At 71.0% G+C, this 16,666-nt stretch carries 12 protein-coding genes; 2 read left to right on the top strand and 10 right to left on the bottom strand.

The window, feature by feature from the left end; translation table 11 throughout:
- Positions 1-5: 5 nt before the first annotated feature.
- From ABDJ40_RS11980 to ABDJ40_RS11940, 9 genes are all read right to left on the bottom strand, one after another.
- A complete protein-coding gene (locus tag ABDJ40_RS11980; RefSeq protein WP_347609969.1) occupies positions 6-1,088 on the bottom strand; it encodes an HD domain-containing phosphohydrolase in 1,083 nt (360 codons plus the stop codon).
- Positions 1,085-4,225 (bottom strand): PAS domain-containing protein, encoded by a 3,141-nt coding sequence (locus ABDJ40_RS11975; RefSeq protein WP_347609967.1) that lies wholly within the window; start codon positions 4,223-4,225, stop codon positions 1,085-1,087. Before ABDJ40_RS11975 ends, ABDJ40_RS11980 begins: the two co-directional genes overlap by 4 nt.
- 7 nt (positions 4,226-4,232) lie before the next feature.
- Positions 4,233-5,375 carry an FIST signal transduction protein gene (locus ABDJ40_RS11970; protein ID WP_347609965.1) on the bottom strand — a complete coding sequence of 381 codons (1,143 nt, stop codon included), beginning with the start codon at positions 5,373-5,375 and terminating at the stop codon, positions 4,233-4,235.
- Positions 5,376-5,845: 470 nt separating this feature from the next.
- Positions 5,846-6,745 carry a DMT family transporter gene (locus ABDJ40_RS11965; RefSeq protein ID WP_347609963.1) on the bottom strand — a complete coding sequence of 300 codons (900 nt, stop codon included), beginning with the start codon at positions 6,743-6,745 and terminating at the stop codon, positions 5,846-5,848.
- A 4-nt stretch (positions 6,746-6,749) separates the two neighbouring features.
- Positions 6,750-8,264 carry an Ada metal-binding domain-containing protein gene (locus ABDJ40_RS11960; protein ID WP_347609961.1) on the bottom strand — a complete coding sequence of 505 codons (1,515 nt, stop codon included), beginning with the start codon at positions 8,262-8,264 and terminating at the stop codon, positions 6,750-6,752.
- 83 nt (positions 8,265-8,347) lie between these two features.
- Positions 8,348-9,124, bottom strand: coding sequence for a LytR/AlgR family response regulator transcription factor (locus tag ABDJ40_RS11955; protein WP_347609959.1), 777 nt, complete (start codon positions 9,122-9,124; stop codon positions 8,348-8,350).
- Positions 9,121-10,254: a sensor histidine kinase gene (locus tag ABDJ40_RS11950; protein WP_347609957.1), complete on the bottom strand. Its 1,134-nt coding sequence runs from the start codon at positions 10,252-10,254 to the stop codon at positions 9,121-9,123. Before ABDJ40_RS11950 ends, ABDJ40_RS11955 begins: the two co-directional genes overlap by 4 nt.
- Before the next feature lie 114 nt (positions 10,255-10,368).
- Complete coding sequence (locus tag ABDJ40_RS11945) at positions 10,369-11,157, bottom strand: LytR/AlgR family response regulator transcription factor (protein WP_347609955.1); 789 nt, start codon at positions 11,155-11,157, stop codon at positions 10,369-10,371.
- Positions 11,150-12,298, bottom strand: a complete 1,149-nt coding sequence (locus ABDJ40_RS11940) for a sensor histidine kinase (protein ID WP_347609953.1) — start codon at positions 12,296-12,298, stop codon at positions 11,150-11,152. The genes ABDJ40_RS11945 and ABDJ40_RS11940 overlap by 8 nt, the downstream gene beginning before the upstream one ends.
- A gap of 227 nt (positions 12,299-12,525) precedes the next feature.
- Between ABDJ40_RS11940 and ABDJ40_RS11935 the strand changes: the two genes are divergently transcribed.
- Complete coding sequence (locus tag ABDJ40_RS11935; RefSeq protein ID WP_347609951.1) at positions 12,526-13,914, top strand: phosphomannomutase/phosphoglucomutase; 1,389 nt, start codon at positions 12,526-12,528, stop codon at positions 13,912-13,914.
- A gap of 4 nt (positions 13,915-13,918) precedes the next feature.
- Entirely contained in the window at positions 13,919-15,256 is a 1,338-nt protein-coding gene (locus tag ABDJ40_RS11930) for a 3-deoxy-D-manno-octulosonic acid transferase (protein WP_347609949.1), read from the top strand.
- Between the two features lie 110 nt (positions 15,257-15,366).
- Here the strand turns inward: ABDJ40_RS11930 and ABDJ40_RS11925 are convergent, their stop codons facing one another.
- Positions 15,367-16,626: a GAF domain-containing protein gene (locus ABDJ40_RS11925; RefSeq protein WP_347609947.1), complete on the bottom strand. Its 1,260-nt coding sequence runs from the start codon at positions 16,624-16,626 to the stop codon at positions 15,367-15,369.
- Positions 16,627-16,666 lie beyond the last annotated feature (40 nt).

The following is a 16,666-nucleotide window of genomic DNA, read 5'->3' as shown; positions in this document are numbered from 1 at the left end:
CCCGCTCAGGCGAAGTCCGAGATCATCGACGGCCAGTCGTCCTCGCTGTCGCCGAAGCGCTTGCGGATGCCCTGCACCTCCTCCCAGTGCTCGAAGAAGACCGCCACGCACGCCGGGTCGAAGTGCGAGCCCGACTGGTTGCGGATCCATTGCGATGCGTCCTCGAGCGTCCAGGCCGGCTTGTAGGGCCGGGCCGAGGTCAGCGCATCGAAGACGTCCGCCACCGCGACGATGCGGCTGAAGATGGGAATGTCCTCGCCCCGCAGCCGGTTCGGGTAGCCGCTGCCATCGAACTTCTCGTGGTGGCCCAGCGCGATGATGGCCCCGGCCTGCAGGATCTCCGAGGTGCTGTCCCGCAGGATCTCGTAGCCATAGACGGTGTGCTGCTTCATCAGCTCGAACTCGTCCGGCGTGAGCCGCCCCGGCTTGAGCAGGATGGCGTCAGCCACGCCAACCTTGCCGATGTCATGCAGCGGTGCGGCCACCAGAATCAGCTCCTGCTGCGCCTGGCTCAGGCCCAGGGCGCGGGCGATGAGATGCGAGTAGTGCGCCATGCGCAGGATGTGGGCCCCGGTCTCGGGGTCGCGGTATTCCGCCGCGCGCGAGAGCCGGATCACCGTTTCGTGCTCGCGCTGCACGGCCTGCGCCGTGGCCTTGCGCACTTCCTCGGCCAGCCAGGTGGCGCGGTCGGCGAGCTGCCGGCGGGCATCGCCCAGCGCGAGCAGGTTGCACGCGCGGGCCTCGAACTCGGTGCGGTCCACGGGCTTGGTGAGGAAGTCGGACGCTCCCGCGCGCAGGGCCCGGTAGCGCACCTCCTTCTGGTCATTCGCCGTGACCATCAGGATGGGCACGGTCTCCAGGCCGGGCTTGGCCCGCACCGCCTGGATGAAGTCCAGCCCGTTGAGCAGGGGCATCATGTAGTCCACGATGATGAGGTCCACGTCCTGCCCGCCCAGCCAGGACAGGGCCTGCACGGCGTCGCCGAAGCTGCACACCTCGCAGCCGCCCAGCCGCTTCACCAGCGCCTCGAACAGCGCGAGGTTCACCGGCGCATCGTCGACGATCAGTACCTGGCGCTGGCGGCTCATGGGGCCTCTCCGGCCGGCAGCAGGCGCATCAGCGCGGGAATGCCGGCCATGAGCGCTTCCAGGCGATCGGCGACGCCAGTGCTGTCGCCGGCCTCGGTCTGCTCTTCTATCGCGGCGGCCAGGTCGGCCAGCGGCGTGGCGCCGAACATGCGCAGGGTGGACTTGAGGGCGTGGGAGGTGTGCATGAGGGTGTCGAGATCGCCGTCCGCCAGGGCCTGGCGCAGGCGCTGCTCGTCGACGGGCCACTGCTCCTGGAAGATGGGCGCGATGATGCCGACGATGTCCTGGTCGACGGCGGCGAGGCCGGCGGCAAGGTCAAACGCCGGATCGGGCGGCTCGGGTGGCTTGCTACCGGACGTAGACGGGCAGGCGCTGGCATAGCGGTCGACCAGGCGCTTGAACTCCCGCAGGTCCAGCGGCTTGGAGAGGTAGTCGTCCATGCCGGCGGCCAGGCAGCGGTCGCGGTCCCCCTGCATGGCCTTGGCCGTCATGGCCACGATGGGCGTGCGCGGTCCCTGCTCGGTGGCTCGATAGCGGCGCGTGGCCTCCAGGCCGTCGAGCACGGGCATCATTCTGTCCATCAGGATGAGGTCGAAGCGCTCTTCCGCGAGCCGGGCCAGGGCCCGCTCGCCGTTGTCGGCCAGCGTCACCTGATGCCCCCAGCGCTCCAGCAGCTGCTTTGCCAGCCGCTGGTTCACGGGATGGTCCTCCACCAGCAGCACGCGCAGCGAAGCGCCGGCCGGTGCGGCCTGCGCTTCGGCAACGTCGCCGGAGCCCCTGTCCATGGGCGCAAGCTCGTCCAGGCCTGCGGCCAACAGCGGCAGGGCGAGGTGGAAGCGGCTGCCTTCGCCGGGGGTGCTCTCCACCCAGATGCGGCCCTGCATGGCGTCCACGAGCCGTGCCGAGATCGTCAGCCCCAGCCCGGTGCCGCCATAGCGCCGCGTGATGGAGCTGTCTTCCTGCGAGAAGGGCTCGAAGATGGTGCCGAGCTTCTCGGCCGGGATGCCGATGCCGGTGTCGGCAATGGTGAACGTCACCTCGCCGGCACGGCCGGGGCGCAGGCTCAGCTCGACAAGGCCCCGCTCGGTGAACTTGATGGCATTGCCCAGCAGGTTGATCAGCACCTGGCGCAGCCGGCCCGGGTCTCCGAGCACGCGCGTGGGCAGGCCTGGCGCCATCGCGCAGCGCAGCGCGAGGCCCTTGTCCGCCGCACGCACGGCCAGCGGCTTCAGCACCTCCTGCACCAGCGGCTCCAGCACGAAGGGGATGTGCTCGATCTGCAGCTTGCCAGCCTCGATCTTGGAGAAATCCAGGATGTCGTTGATCACCCGCAGCAGCGCGTCGGCCGAGGAGCGCACGATGGTGAGGTACTCGCGCTGCTGGGCATCCAGCACGCCGTCCAGGGCCAGCTCGGTCATGCCGATGATCCCGTTCATGGGCGTGCGGATCTCGTGGCTCATATTGGCCAGGAAGTCGGACTTGGCGCGGTTGGCCGCCTCGGCCCCGTCCTTGGCGCGGTGCAGCTCCTCGGACACAGCGCGGGCCTCGGTGATGTCGGCGAGGTAGCCGTTCCACTCGATGCCGCCCTCGGGTGTCTGCTGCGTGCGGGCCTCGCCGTGGACCCACACGACGGCGCCGGTGTCCCGGTGCACCAGGCGGTAGTCCAGCGACCAGGCCTGCAGAAGCCGCGCCGACTGCTCGAAGGATTGCACCATGCGCTGGCGATCCTCGGGGTGGACGCGGGCCATCATGGCGTCGGGGTCGGCCACGGCCCTCTCGGGTCTCAGGCCGCAGATGCCCTGCAGGGCCGCACTGCAGAACACGATGCGCGGGGCGCCCTCGAGCGGCCGAAGGATCTGGAACACGGCCACCGGGATGCTCTCGGTGATGTCGCGCAGCCGGGCATGGGCCTCCTTCAGCGGCGTGACGTCCTGCCACAGGCCGGTGAAGACGAGCTGTCCGTCCGGCGTCAGCTCGGGCTCGGGGCGGCTCTCGCCGCGCAGCCAGCGTACCGAGCCATCCGGCAGGCGGATGCGGAAGTCGTCGCTCCAGGGCGTGCGCTGCTGGACGGAACGGGCCGTGCTGAGCGCGCAGCGTTCCAGGTCCTCCGGGAAGAGCTGGCGGGTGGACGCGTTGCCGTCCGCCAGCAACTCGGCCGGCTCGAGGCCGCGCAGTTCCTTGAGGCGCTCGCTGACGAAGGTGTAGCGCGGCGTCCCGCCCTCGGCGGGCACCTGGCACTGGTAGAGCACACCGGGCACGGCATTCGTGACGTGGCGCAGCCGGGACTCCGCGGCCTTCAGCGCGGCCTCCATCAGCTTTCGCTCGGTGATCTCGGTGCGGATGGCGATGAAGCGTTCAGGCTGGCCCTGGGTATCCAGCAGCGGCACGATGGTCGCCTGCACCCAGTACAGCCTGCCGCTCTTGGCGCGGTTGCAGATCTCGCCGTGCCAGACGCGGCCGGCCTGGATCGTCGACCACAGGTTCTCGAAGAACTCCGCCGGGTGGTGGCCGGAGTTGATGAGGCGGTGATTGGTGCCCAGCAGCTCCTCGCGGGAGTAGCCGCTGATCTCGATGAACTTGTCGTTCACGTAGACGATCTCGCCCGCCAGCGTGGTGATGCTCACGATGCCGTGCTGGTCAAGCGCGAACTTCTGGTGGGCCAGCTCGGTGAGGGCCGACTGCAGGCGCCGCTGGCTCTCTTCGCGCCCCCGCACGAGCTCGCCCATCAGGCGTGACAGCGATTCGAGGTTGTCATCCCGCAGCGGCGGCAGGCCGGCGTCGATGGACTGCATCAACTCCTGGGCGGTGTCACGCAGGGAGTCGATGGCGCGGGTGCGGCTCGCCAGCTCGGTGCGCAGCCGCTCGTTGGTGGCCGTCAGCTCGACCGAGCTCAGTTCCAGGCTGCGGGTCTTGAGGTCGATGTCGCGGTCGCTGTGCTCGTAGGCCTCGCCAACGCGCTGCAGAAAAGTATCCAGCCCGCCCAGCAGGTGCGCGGCCGCGGGCGAGAGGCTGCCCTGCGCCGCGAGCGTGGCGAGCTCGTCCAGCACCTGGGGCAGTTGGTCTTCCTCGCAGCCCAGCAGGCGGCGGGTCTGGCGGGCCAGCAGCTTGTGCAGGCGGCGCGGCGGGGCAGTCGTCATGCGGCGTTCAGGCTTCGGCGATGTGGGTGATGGTCATGGTCTGGTTGTGCAGCTTGCATTCCCGATTGCCGGTGAACGGGCTGATCTCGCCGTTGGAGTAGAAGCCGGCGATGCAGGCACCCTGACCGAAGACCTCGGCCACGGCCTCGATCTCCTCGTCCACGCGCCCGCCCATCACCAGCTTGCGGCCCACGCAGCTGACCAGCAGCGCCAGGCCCTGGCCATCGCCCGCGTGCATCTCGCGCGCCGCCTGCGCCGCGGCCTCAGCGCCCTCGACCAGGGCATCGGTGCCGGCATGCATCAGGCGCAGATAGCCCTCCGGATCGATCTCGCCGGCCAGCGTGAGGCTGCCGCTGGCCTCGTCCACGCCGAGGATGGTGCGGATCAGGCCGATCTCGGTGTGATCGCTGCCCAGCATCGCGAAGGGGAACAGCAGGCCCGAGGCCGGCAGGTCCCGGGCATGCTCGCCGAGGTAGCGCTTGTAGACGTCGAGTGCCGGCTCGCCATCGAGCTCGTACAGCACGTTGTGCTCGCAGCGCGTCACCTTGCGAGCCGGTCCGAAGGGGGACCAGCCGCCGAAGGATCCGTGCGAGAACTGCAGGGCCTCGCCGTAGAGGCCGAGGCACACCAGCTCGTCGCGGTGCACGCCGGACTGGTTCAGCACCCATGTCTCGGTGAAGGCGGCGGCATCCCCCGCCAGGCCGCCGGTGATGGGCACCTGCTGGCCCAGCACCTCGGCCATCCCCACGATCAGCGCGCTGCCGTTGATGGCCACGCCCTGGCCCAGCACGATGACGGCGCGCAGCCCCTCGGCGGGCAGCTGTCGGGCCAGGCGGCGGCCGGCCTCGGCGGAGTCCGCCATGCCGGTCAGGCGCGTGGAGACCTGCGCCAGCTGGCACCGGTCGAAGCGCACGGCGGTGATGACGCAGCTGTCGTCGGTGACGCCGTCGGCCGAGATCTCGCCCGCCGTGGTGCAGCCCATGCGCAGGGCGTTGGGGAAGGCGTCCGCCAGGGGCGCTGCCACGCGCTGCAGCCACGCGGCGGAGCCGAAGACCAGCAGCAGGCCGGGCCGGATGGCGCGCAGGGGCGCCAGCGCGTCGGCGGTCGGGGCACCGGCGCGGGGCCGGAGCGTCAGCTGTTCGACTTGCATCTCGGGCACCTTTCAGGCCAGCCAGACGATGCAGGAAGTTTTGCATGGCCTGGCGCGGCCCCGGGGGGGCACTTCCGTTCGGAATGCACGCTTGGGCACGCTGCATGCGCCCGGCGCGCCTCGCCAGAAGCATTCCTGGCCCGCAGGGGCCTGCGGCCTTCGGGCTCTGCCGCGGCGCAAGGGGCCCGGATGCCGATGCCCAGCGCCGTCCCGGGCGGCACGATGTTGCAGCCGGCGGCCCTGTGCGGCTTGAAGGGCCCCGCCAGGAAGGCCAGGCACCAGCGCAACGCGCAGTCGGGGATCAGGACGGCCAGGGACAGCGCGCAGGCCGACCAGATGGCTCATTTACCTGACGCGAGGATGGCGAGTGCTGGTCCCTGTGGCTGGCTGAGGCGACCAGCCGCAGGATGCCGGAGCGGCTCAACACAGCCACCACCGCACGGCTGCGCCCGCTCTGCGCAAGAGGTGGCTCAGGCCGCCTGCCGCTGCGGCAGCTTCAGCACTCCGATGGCCAGGGCCGTGCCCAGCAGCACGATGCCGCAGCCCGCCGCCATGTGCAGGGTGAAGGACTCGCCCAGGAAGACCGCGCCCCACAGCACCGCGAAGACCGGGATCAGGAAGGTCACCGACAGCGCGTAGCTGGGCCCGGCCCGCTTCATCAGCCGGAAGTAGAGGATGTAGGCGAGGCCCGAGCACAGCAGGGCCAGCGCGATGGCACTGAGCCAGGCCGTCTGCCCTGGCATCTGCGCCGGCCATTGCACCGCCGCCGGCAGGGCCAGCAGCACGGCGGCGAAGGCCTGGCTGCCGGTGGCCACGGCCAGGGGGCGGGTGTGGCTGAGGTATTTCTTCGTGGCGCTGGCCGCGAGGCCGTAGCAGCAGGTCGCGCCCAGGCAGGCCAGGATGGCCCAGCCGCTGCCGCCGGGCTTGAAGCTGGCCTGCTCCCAGGCCAGGAAGACCACGCCGCCGAAGCCCACCAGCAGGCCCAGGCGCCGGCCCAGGTCCAGGCGCTGGCCCAGCCAGATCGAGGCCACCAGGGCGCCCCAGATGGGCGTGGTGGCGTTGAGGATGCTGGACAGGCCCGCCGTGATGGACAGGGCCGCATAGCTGAAGAAGGCGAAGGGCAGGGCGCTGTTGAGCAGGGCCACCAGCATCAGCGGGCGCCAGTCGCGGCGCAGCTCGTACAGGCCCTCGCGGCCCCCCTGCCAGGCCAGCAGAGGCAGCAGGAACAGACCCGCGCCCGCCACACGGACAAAGGCCAGGGCCAGGGGCCCGAACGAGGGGGCGCCCAGGCGCAGGAAGAGGAAGGAGGCGCCCCAGATGGCCGCCAGCAGCGTCAGTTCGGCCACATCGAGCCGGGCATGGTCTTGCATGGTGTCAGGTCTTGCTTCGTGTGGATCGGGCCGCGTGATGCCACAGCTGCAGCACGGCGTAGGAACGGTAGGGGCTGAAGGCCTGGGCGTGCAGGGCCAGGGCCTTGGGGCTGGGAGCGGGCTGGCCGGGCTCGGTGAGCTGCTGCTTCAGCACGACGTCACCGGGCGGGAAGAGATCGGGGGCGCTCCAGCCGCGCATCAGCATGTACTGCGCGGTCCAGGGGCCGATGCCGGGCAGGGCCTGCACCTCGGCCAGCGCCTCCTCCTGCGTGCCCCGCTGATGGGCATAGGCCAGTGTCGGCCACTGCCGGGCCAGGGCGATCAGGGCCTGGGCCCGGGTGCGGATGATGCCCAGCTCGGCGATGGCCTCCACCGGCAGGACGGCGATGGTCTCGGGCTGGGGGAAGAGCCGCTGCACTTCGGGTGTGCGGTGGCCTTCGGGCAGCAGCTCGCCGAAGCGCTCGACGAAGCGCGAGGCCAGGGTGCGGGCCGCCGCCACCGTCACCTGCTGGCCCAGCACGGCGCGCACGGCCAGCTCAAAACGGTCCACGCAGCCGGGCAGGCGCAGGCCGGGCTCCAGCGCGGGCAGACTCGTGAGCTGCTGGTGGATGGCCTCAGGGGCGGCGTCCAGGTCCAGCCAGCGGCGCACGAGCGGGATCAGGCTGCCCGCCGCCACCCACAGCGTGGAGCAGGGCGACAGCAGCACCGTGCTGCGCTCGGGCTGGAACCGGACCACCAGTCGGCCCACGGCCCAGCGGCCCTGGTGCTGCAGGCGCAGGCTGCGGCTGAGCAGCTGCTGGCGGCGGTCCACCTGCTCCACGCCGGGCACGGCACGGGCCTCGAGAAAGGCCAGCAGGGCGTCGACGGCCAGGGGCGGGCGGTAGGCCAGGCGCAGGCCCGGCTCGCCGCAGGCGGTGACGGAAGGCGGTGGTTCGCCCGCCTTGCGCAGGCTGCCCGGCTGCAGGCGGTAGTGCTGCAGGAAGAGGGCGTTGAAGCGCCGCAGGCTGCCGAAGCCCGCGGCCTCGGCCACCTCGGCCATGGCCAGGGGACTGTCCATCAGCAGCTGCTTGGCCAGCAGCAGGCGCCGCGTGTGCAGGAAGGCCAGGGGCGAGACGCCATGCTCGGCCTCGAAGATGCGCTGGAGGTGGCGGCTGCTGATGCCCAGCCGCTCGGCCAGGGCGCTGACGTTCTGGCGCGGATCGGCCTCGATCAGCTGCGCGGCCTGTCGGGCCAGGGTGCGGCTGGCGTCGGTCACGCTCCAGCGCAGGTCCTGGGCCGGCGCGGTCTCGGGGCGGCAGCGCAGGCAGGGGCGGTAGCCGGCGGCCTCGGCCTGGGCCGCGTTGGCGAAGAAGTGGCAGTTCTCGCGCCGCGGCGTCTTCACCCGACACACCGGCCGGCAGTAGATGCCGGTGGAGCTCACGCCCACGAACCAGAGCCCGTCAAAACGCGCGTCGCGCGCCAGCAGGGCGGGGTAGCAGTGCTCGGGGCTGAGCTGGGGGCTGGGTGCAAGGCTTGACATGGGCCCATCTTAGGCGGCCCACCGACCCGGGACTGGACGAAATCGGACCTGTGAACGCTGGCCGCGCCGCCCTGTCGCGCCGCTCACATCGCCTTGAAGAGGTGGACGTAGGCCCGGCTCACCGGCAGCTCCTGGCTCAGCCCGCGAAAGCGCAGGAAGAGCCGGCTCAGCTCGTCTCGCCGGGTGCCGGCCAGGTGGGCCAGGTTGACCAGGGTGGCGCGGTGCACCCGGCAGAAATCCTGCGGGTCCAGTTGCTGGGCCAGTTCGGCGATGGGGGTGCGGATCAGGTACTCGCCCTCGGCCGTGCGCACGCAGGTGTACTTGTCATCGGCATGGAAGTAGATGACTTCGGCGATGGGGATCTGGTGCATCAGCTCGCCCTGGCTGGCGCGGACGTAGCGCAGCAGCGGCGCCGGCGCAGCCGTGCCCTGGAGGCGGCCCAGGGCCTGGGCCAGGGCGCCGCCATCGCCGCCATCGCCGCAGTCTGCGGGCGTAGGCGCCGCCAGGCTGGCCTGCAGGCGCTGCACGGTCTTCAGCAGGCGGTCCGTCTTGACCGGCTTGAGCACGTAGTCCAGGGCTGCCTGCTCGAAGGCCTGGCAGGCGAACTCGTCGAAGGCGGTCACGAAGACCACGCGGGTCGGGCCCTCGATGCCCTCGGCCACCTCCAGCCCGGTGAGGCCAGGCATCTGGATGTCCAGGAAAGCGATGTCGGGCTGCAGGGCCTCGATCTGGGCGGCGGCTTCCCGGCCGCTGCGGGCCAGGGCCACGATCTCCAGCTCGGGCCACAGCTGCGCGAGCTCGGACTTCAGGTGCTCGGCCAGGTGGATTTCATCGTCGGCGATCAGGGCGCGCAGGCTCATGGCTTGGGTTCGAGTAGGTCCAGGGGCAGACGCAGCAGGGCCTGGCAGCCTTGCTCGTCCAGGGTCAGTTGCAGCTCGGCACGCTCGCCATAGCGGGTGGCGATGCGCTCGCGGATGTTCTTCAGCGCCAGACCATGGCCCGGGCGGGCGCGGCGCGGGCGGGATTGCGAGCCCAGGCCATCGTCCCGCACCTCCAGCAGGAGATGGCGGTCCTGCACCCAGGCCCGCACGCGCACCTCGCCGCCCTCGTCCTTGCCTTCCAGGCCATGGACGATGGCGTTCTCGACCAGGGGCTGCAGCAGCAGGGGCGGCAGGCGCAGGGCCTCGGCCTGGGGTGTGGCCTCGATGTCAAAGCGCAGGCGCTCGCCCATGCGGATCTGCATCAGCCCCAGGTAGCTGCGGGCCAGCTGCAGCTCGGCGGCCAGCGGGCAGCTGTCCTCGCGCAGGGCCGAGAGGCTGGCGCGCAGGTAGTCGGTGAAGTGCTCCAGCATTTCCAGCGCGCGGTCCGGGGCCGGCTTGATCAGGCTCTGCACGGCCGCCAGGCTGTTGAAGAGGAAGTGCGGCTCGATCTGAGCCTGCAGGCGCAGCAGCTGGGCCTCGGTGGCCAGCAGCTGCAGGGCCTGGCGGCGGCGGTGCTGGTGATCCAGGTACCAGCCGACCAGGGCAAACACGAGGGAGAGGAAGAGGAAGCGGCTCAGGCCCTGGGGGCTGTCGAAGGGCGTCTCCACACGGGCCTGCATCCACCAGCCCAGCAGCTGGCCGAAGAGCAGCAGGCCCGAAGCGATGCACAGCATGGGCATCAGGCTGAAGAAGAGCCCGGCGCGCCAGCCGCCGGCATTGAGGCGGTCCAGGGTGGACTGGGGCAGCAGCCGCTCGCTGAGGCGGTAGCCGCCGTGGATCATGAAGGCGATCAGGAAGCCGCAGGCATAGCTGGCGAGCACACTGGCGAGATTCAGCGGCCGCGCGCCGAAGACCAGGGTCACGGCCAGGAGCCCCGTAGGAAAGGCCAGGGCGAAGCCGCTGGTGATCAGCAGGCGTGCCAGCAGGGACTCCCTGCGCACCTTGGCCAGGCGGAAGTAGCGCCTGAAGGCCAGCTGGAGTTCGTCGGCGAAGCGGGGCGGGGTGCTCATGTCGGGGCGATGAAGGAGACACGGAAGCAGCGTAGGCGGCGAGTGTCCCTCACGCACCGGCCCTGCGACGAACGGCAAGCGCGGGCGCCGGATGGCAAGCGGCCGGTGCCTTGCTCACATGGCCTTGAAGAGATGCACGTAGGCGCGGCTCACCGCCAGCTCGCCGTCCAGGCCCTGCAGGCGCAGGAAGAGCTTGCCGTTGCCGTCGCGCCGCGTGCACTGCAGGTGGTCGACATTGACCAGAGTGGCGCGGTGCACCTGCCAGAAGCGCTGCGGGTCCAGCTGAGTCAGCAGCTCGCTGATGGGCGTGCGGATCAGGAACTCGGACGCAGCGGTGCGCACGACGGTGTACTTGTCGTCGGCCTGGCAGTAGAGGATGTCCTCCACCGGGATCTGGTGCGTCAGCTGGCCCTGGTTTGCGCGCAGATGGCGCAGCGGCGGCTTGCCGGCGGCGGAAGTGTCGGACAGCAGCTGACGCAGGAGCCGCTGCAGCTGGTCATCCGGCGCCTGCCCGGAGGGCCCCAGGGCGAGGGCGCGCTGCAGGCGCTCGACCGTCCTTTGCAGCCGCTCGGCCCGGACCGGCTTGAGCACATAGTCCACGGCTTCCTGCTCGAAGGCCTCCAGCGCATGCTGGTCGTAGGCGGTGACAAAGACCACGCGGGTGGGGCCCTCGATGCCCTGGGCCACCTCCAGGCCGCTGAGGCCGGGCATCTGAATGTCCAGGAAGGCGATGTCGGGCTGCAGGCGGGCGATCTGCTCGGCGGCCTCGGCGCCGTTGGCCGCCACGGCCACGATGCGCAGGGCCGGCCAGAGCTCACGCAGACGGTCTTGCAGCACGCGGTTGAGGTGGGGCTCGTCGTCGGCCAGCAGGGCGGTGGCCGCGGGGGCGGGTTGGTCAGTCATGCGTGTCGGAGGAATGGGGGCGCAGCTGGGGAAGGGTCAGGCGGACCCGAGTGCCCACGCCGCCCGGCCCGTCCATCAGCGCCAGGGAGGCGTCCGGGCCATAGGCCGCGAGCAGGCGCTCGCGGATGTTCTGCAAGGCGAGGCCATGGCCCCGGCGCGGGCGCTGTCGGGCGAGGGCGAGGCCGATGCCGCTGTCCTCGATGTCGATCTGCAGCCCCGGGCCCTGCGCCCGCGCCCGCAGCTGCAGCAGGCCGCCCGCCAGCTGCGGCTCCAGGCCGTGGTGGATGGCGTTCTCGATCAGGGGCTGCAGGAGCAGGGGCGGAATGCGGGCCTCGCGCAAGGTCTCGGGCACATCCAGCCGCGTCTGCAGGCGATCGCCCATGCGGCATTGCATCACCTCCAGGTAAGCCCGGGCGAGGTCCAGCTCCTGCGCCAGGCTCACATCCTGGGCCCGCAGCTGCTGCAGGCTGGCGCGCAGGTAGTCGGTGAAGGCGTCCAGCATGTGCTTGGCGCGCGGAGGGTCGTAGTCGATCAGGCCCTGGACATTGGCCAGGGTGTTGAAGAGGAAGTGCGGCTCGATCTGGGCCTGCAGCAGGCGCAGCTGGGCTTCGCTGAGCTGGCTCTGCGCCTTCTCTGCGCGAAGCTGGGCGCGCATGCGCCAGAGGCTCAGGCCCGCAAAGAGCGCGCCGCAGAACAGGAAGGTGATGAGCGTGCTCTTGTCGGGCAGGCGGGGCAACGGAAGGTAGCCCAGGCGCTGCCAGCGATGCCAGGTGTCTACCATCGTCAACCCCAGGCCGCTGCACAGGGTGGGGATCCCCACGAACACGAGCACGCTCCGGAAATCCCTGCCGTCGTTGAGCCCTGCCAGGCTCGATGCCGGCAGGCTGAGCTCCACCAGGCGAAAGCAGGCCAGGGTCATCGAGGCGATCAGGCTGCCCAGCTGCATGGACATGGCGAGGCTGGGGCGCCACCAGCCGGTGTCCAGCAGATTGCCCGACAGCAGGGCCGCCAGCACCACCATGCTGGCCCCGAACCCTGCACCGACCAGGATGCACAGGAGCAGGCGCAGCCACCCGGGCTGCGCATGAGTCTTGCTCAGGCGCCAGGTGCTGAACCAGGCGGTGGTCCAGGAGGGCTTCATGGGGGCGGCATCAGACCAGTCATGGCGTGCAGTGTAGGCAGGCACCGGTCCTGCTGCTGCCGGCACGCGACGGACAGACGCGCCCGGGCGCGAATCGACGAGGGCGTGCTGCAGGCCGCGCGCCCGGGTTACATCAAGGTCACGGAGCCCGCTTTCACCCATGCCTACAATCGCGCTGAAACAAACCTACAAGGACGATGCAGCCCCCGGCTGCCGAGGCACAACGCATGCAAGTTCACGCTTCCATCTTCAAGGCTTATGACATCCGTGGCGTCGTGGGCCAGACCCTGGACGAGACCCTGGCCGAGCACCTGGGCCGGGCCTTCGGCACCGAAGCCCTGAAGCTGGGCGAGAAAGCCGTGGCCGTGGGCCGCGATGGCCGGCTCTCGGGTCCCGGCCTCGTGGCGGCCCTGGTCCGCGGCCTGCAGTCCACGGGCATCGACGTCGTGGACATCGGCGCCGTGACCACGCCCATGCTCTACTACGTGGCCGCCACGCGCGGCAAGCACGGCTGCAACTCGGGCATCCAGGTCACGGGCAGCCACAATCCCAAGGACTACAACGGCTTCAAGATGGTGCTCAAGGGTGCCGCCGTGTATGGCGAGCAGATCCAGGACATCCGCCGCCGCATCGAGGCCGAGGACTACGCCACCGGCCAGGGTCGCGTGGGCGCCATGGACATCGGCGCCGAGTACAGCCACCGCATCGTCAAGGACTGCAAGCTGGCCCGCCCGATGAAGATCGTGGTGGACAGCGGCAACGGCATTCCCGGTGCCAGCGCGCCCGCCATCCTGCGCGCCCTGGGCTGCGAGGTGATCGACATCTACTCCAAGGTCGACGGCGACTTCCCCAACCATCACCCGGATCCCTCGCGCCCCGAGAACCTCGAGGACCTGAAGCGCATCGTCCATGCCTGCGACGCCGAACTGGGCCTGGCCTTCGACGGCGACGGCGACCGTCTGGGCATCGTCACCAAGGACGGCCAGATGATCATGCCGGATCGCCAGATCATGCTGCTGGCCGCCGACATCCTCAAGCGCAATCCCGGCGCCGAGATCATCTTCGACGTCAAGTGCACGCAACGCCTGGCCCCCTGGATCCGCGAGCACGGCGGCAAGCCGCTGATGTGGATGACGGGCCATTCCCTGGCCAAGGCCAAGCTGAAGGAGACCGGTGCGCCCATGGCCGGGGAGCTCTCGGGCCACATCTTCTTCAACGAGCGCTGGTACGGCTTTGACGACGCCATGTACACGGCCGGCCGCATGCTGGAGATCCTCTCGCGCCATGCCGACCCCAGCGCCGTGCTCAACGCGCTGCCCACCAGCTTCGCCACGCCCGAGCTGAACGTGCCCTGCGCCGAGGGCGAGCACCACAGCGTGGTCGCCACGCTCAAGGAGGTGGCCGAGTTCCCCGATGCCAAGGAGATCGTCACCATCGACGGCCTGCGCATCGAGTACGAAGACGGCTTCGGCCTCATCCGCGCCTCCAACACCACGCCGGTGCTGGTGCTGCGCTTCGAGGGCCACACGCCCGAGGCCCTGGAGCGCATCGAGCATGCGGTGCTGGCCCAGCTCAAGCGCGTGAAGCCGGACGCCACCTTCGCGGCCGGCCACTGAAGGCTTGGGCACGCCGCCTTCTTCCGCACGCCCACCCGGTGCCTGGGCCGAGCGCCTGGCGCGCTGGGGCTATGCGGCGGCCTTGCGCCTGGCCACGCCGCTGTACTTCCTGAAGCTGTGGCGGCGGGGCGGGGCCGAGCCTCTGTACCGCGCTCACTGGGCCGAGCGGCTCGGCTTCGGTGAGCGCACGGCGCCGGGCGCGCTGTGGCTGCATGCAGTGTCCATGGGCGAGACGCGGGCCGCCGCGCCCCTCATCGCCGCCCTGCGCGCCAGGCGGCCAGACCTGCGCCTGCTCCTGACCCATTCGACAGCCACCGGCCGCGAGACCGGGCGCGAACTGCTGCGAGAGGGTGATGCCCAGCGCTGGCTGCCCCTGGACACCCCCGGTGCCGTGCGCCGCTTCCTGGACCGCCATCAGCCTATTGCCGGGGTGCTGATGGAAACCGAGATCTGGCCCAGCCTGATGGCCGAGGCTGCGCGCCGCCGCCTGCCCGTGGTGCTGGCCAATGCGCGCCTGTCCGCCAAGAGCGCCCGCCAGGGTCAGCGCCTGCGGGCCCTGCTGCATCCGGCCGCCGCACGCCTGGCCCTGGCCCTGGCGCAGACCGCCGATGACGCCCGGCGCCTGCGCGAGGCGGGTGTCGGCGAGGTGCAGGTCTGCGGCAATCTGAAGTACGACCTCCAGCCTGACGAGGCGCTGCTGGCGCGCGGACAGGCCTGGGCCGCCGCGCAGCCCCAGCCGCGCCGCCCGGTGCTGCTGATGGCCGTCAGCCGCGAGGGCGAGGAGGCGGCGCTGCTGCGCGCCTGGCGTCAACGCCCCGAGGCCGGTGGTGCGCGGCCGCTGCTCTTGATCGTGCCCCGGCATCCGCAGCGTTTCGATGAGGTGGCCACACTGGTGCGCGACGCCGGTTTCAGCCTGGCGCGGCGCAGCAGCTGGGTGGGGCAAGACCTGCCCCCGCCCGAGGCCTGGTCAGCCGAGGTCTGGCTGGGTGACTCCCTGCGCGAGATGCCGCTCTACTACGGCCTGGCCGATCTGGCCCTGCTGGGCGGCAGCTTCGAGCCCCTGGGCGGCCAGAACCTGATCGAGGCGGCGGCCTGCGGCTGCCCGCTGCTGATGGGCCCGCACACCTTCAATTTCAACGAGGCCGCGGCGCTGGCCGAACAGGCCGGGGCGGCATGCCGGGTACCGAGCCTGGCCGAGGCGGTGACGATGGCGACCGGCCTGCTGGCCGAGCCGGGTGCCCTGGCGCAGCAGGCGGCGCGGGCACGTGACTTTGCAGCCGAGCACCGGGGGGCCGCCGAACGCATGGCGCAGGCGCTTGCCGGCCGGCTGCCCCAGCGCTGAAGCGGCGCGGGGCTGACGCTGGGCTGAAGCCGGACTCACGTCGGACAGACGCCTGGGGGCACTGCACCCGCAGGGTCAGGTCTTGCCTGCCCGCGCCCCTGCGTGGGCGCTCAGCCCTTGGGCACCAGCAGGCCGTCCTGCCGCAGCTTGCGGTAGAGGGTGCTGCGGCCGATGCCCAGCTGGCGTGCGGCCAGCGAGAGGTTGCCGCCCGCCGCCCGGATGGCGTCGCGGATGGCCAGCGCCTCGGTCTCGCGCAGGGGCGGCGGCTGCAGGCCCATGCCGCTGTTGCGCGAGGGCGTGGGGCTCAGCAGGCCGCTGGCCGCGACCGGTGCGGGCCTGTTCAGGTAGCTGCCCGGCAGGGCGCCGCCGGCCAGCCCCTCGCCCATGCCCGTGGCCACGCCGGTGGCCAGCCCGGCTCCTGCGCTGGCCCAGCTGACCAGGCGCTGCGCGGGCCAGCGCAGCTTCAGGTGCAGGGTTTGCGGCAGCTGCTCGTGGCGAGTGGGTATCTGCACCGGCAGGGGCTGGTCGTGCTGTGCTGCGGTGATCAGCTGCTCCATGCTGAGGCCGAACAGGCTCTGCACCGACTCCCGGTGCAGGGTGGCCGTGCCACTGCCCAGCAGGTCCAGGCCGCGGCGGTTGATGCCCAGCACATGGCCGTCCTCGGCGAGGGCGAGCACGCCTTCCTGCAGCGTGCCCAGGCCCTCGGCCTGGCCGTGCATCTGCAGCTGCGGGGACTGGCGGAAGCGGTCGGCGAACCACTGGGACTCGATCAGCCGCGCCGCCAGGCTCGCCAGGGCCAGGGTGTGCGGGTGGTAGGAGCGGCGGTCGCCCGAGACGTCCAGCACGCCCAGCAGCGCGCCCTTGTGGTCGAAGATGGGGGCGGCCGAGCAGGTCAGGAAGTGCATGGAGCGCAGGTAGTGCTCCGCGCCGTGGACCAGCGTGGGGGCCTCGGTCATCAGGGCGGTGCCGATGGCATTGGTGCCCTTGTCCGCCTCGGCCCAGCGGGCGCCGGGACTCAGAGCCACGCGCTGGGCGCGGGCCAGGAAGCTGGGGTCGCCCAGGGCATGGAGCACCGTGCCGCTTGCGTCGCTGAGCACGACCATGCTCTGGGCATGGGCCAGCTGCTCGTAGAGCATCTCCATGACGGGCAGAGCCTGGGTGCACAAGCGCGCGTTGCGATGCTGCACCTCCTGCAGCGCGGTCTCGCTCAGCCGGTGCAGGTCCGGGGCCTGTGCCGGCTGCAGGCCGAAGGCCTGGCTGCGCTCATGGGAATGCTGGATGGTCTGCTGGTGCAGCTGCTGCGCGACCAGCATGGAGGCGCTGGCTGTTGCAGCACCGGCCTGGGTCTGGGACACAAAGGCTGTGGACAAGTCGTTCCCCCTGACTTTCATCACGGGCCGACTATCACGG

The sequence above is a fragment of the Roseateles flavus genome, from assembly GCF_039872765.1.
GTDB lineage: Bacteria > Pseudomonadota > Gammaproteobacteria > Burkholderiales > Burkholderiaceae_C > Roseateles_B > Roseateles_B flavus.
Note: the sequence above shows the minus strand (reverse complement) of the source record. Positions and strands in the feature narration are given on the sequence as shown.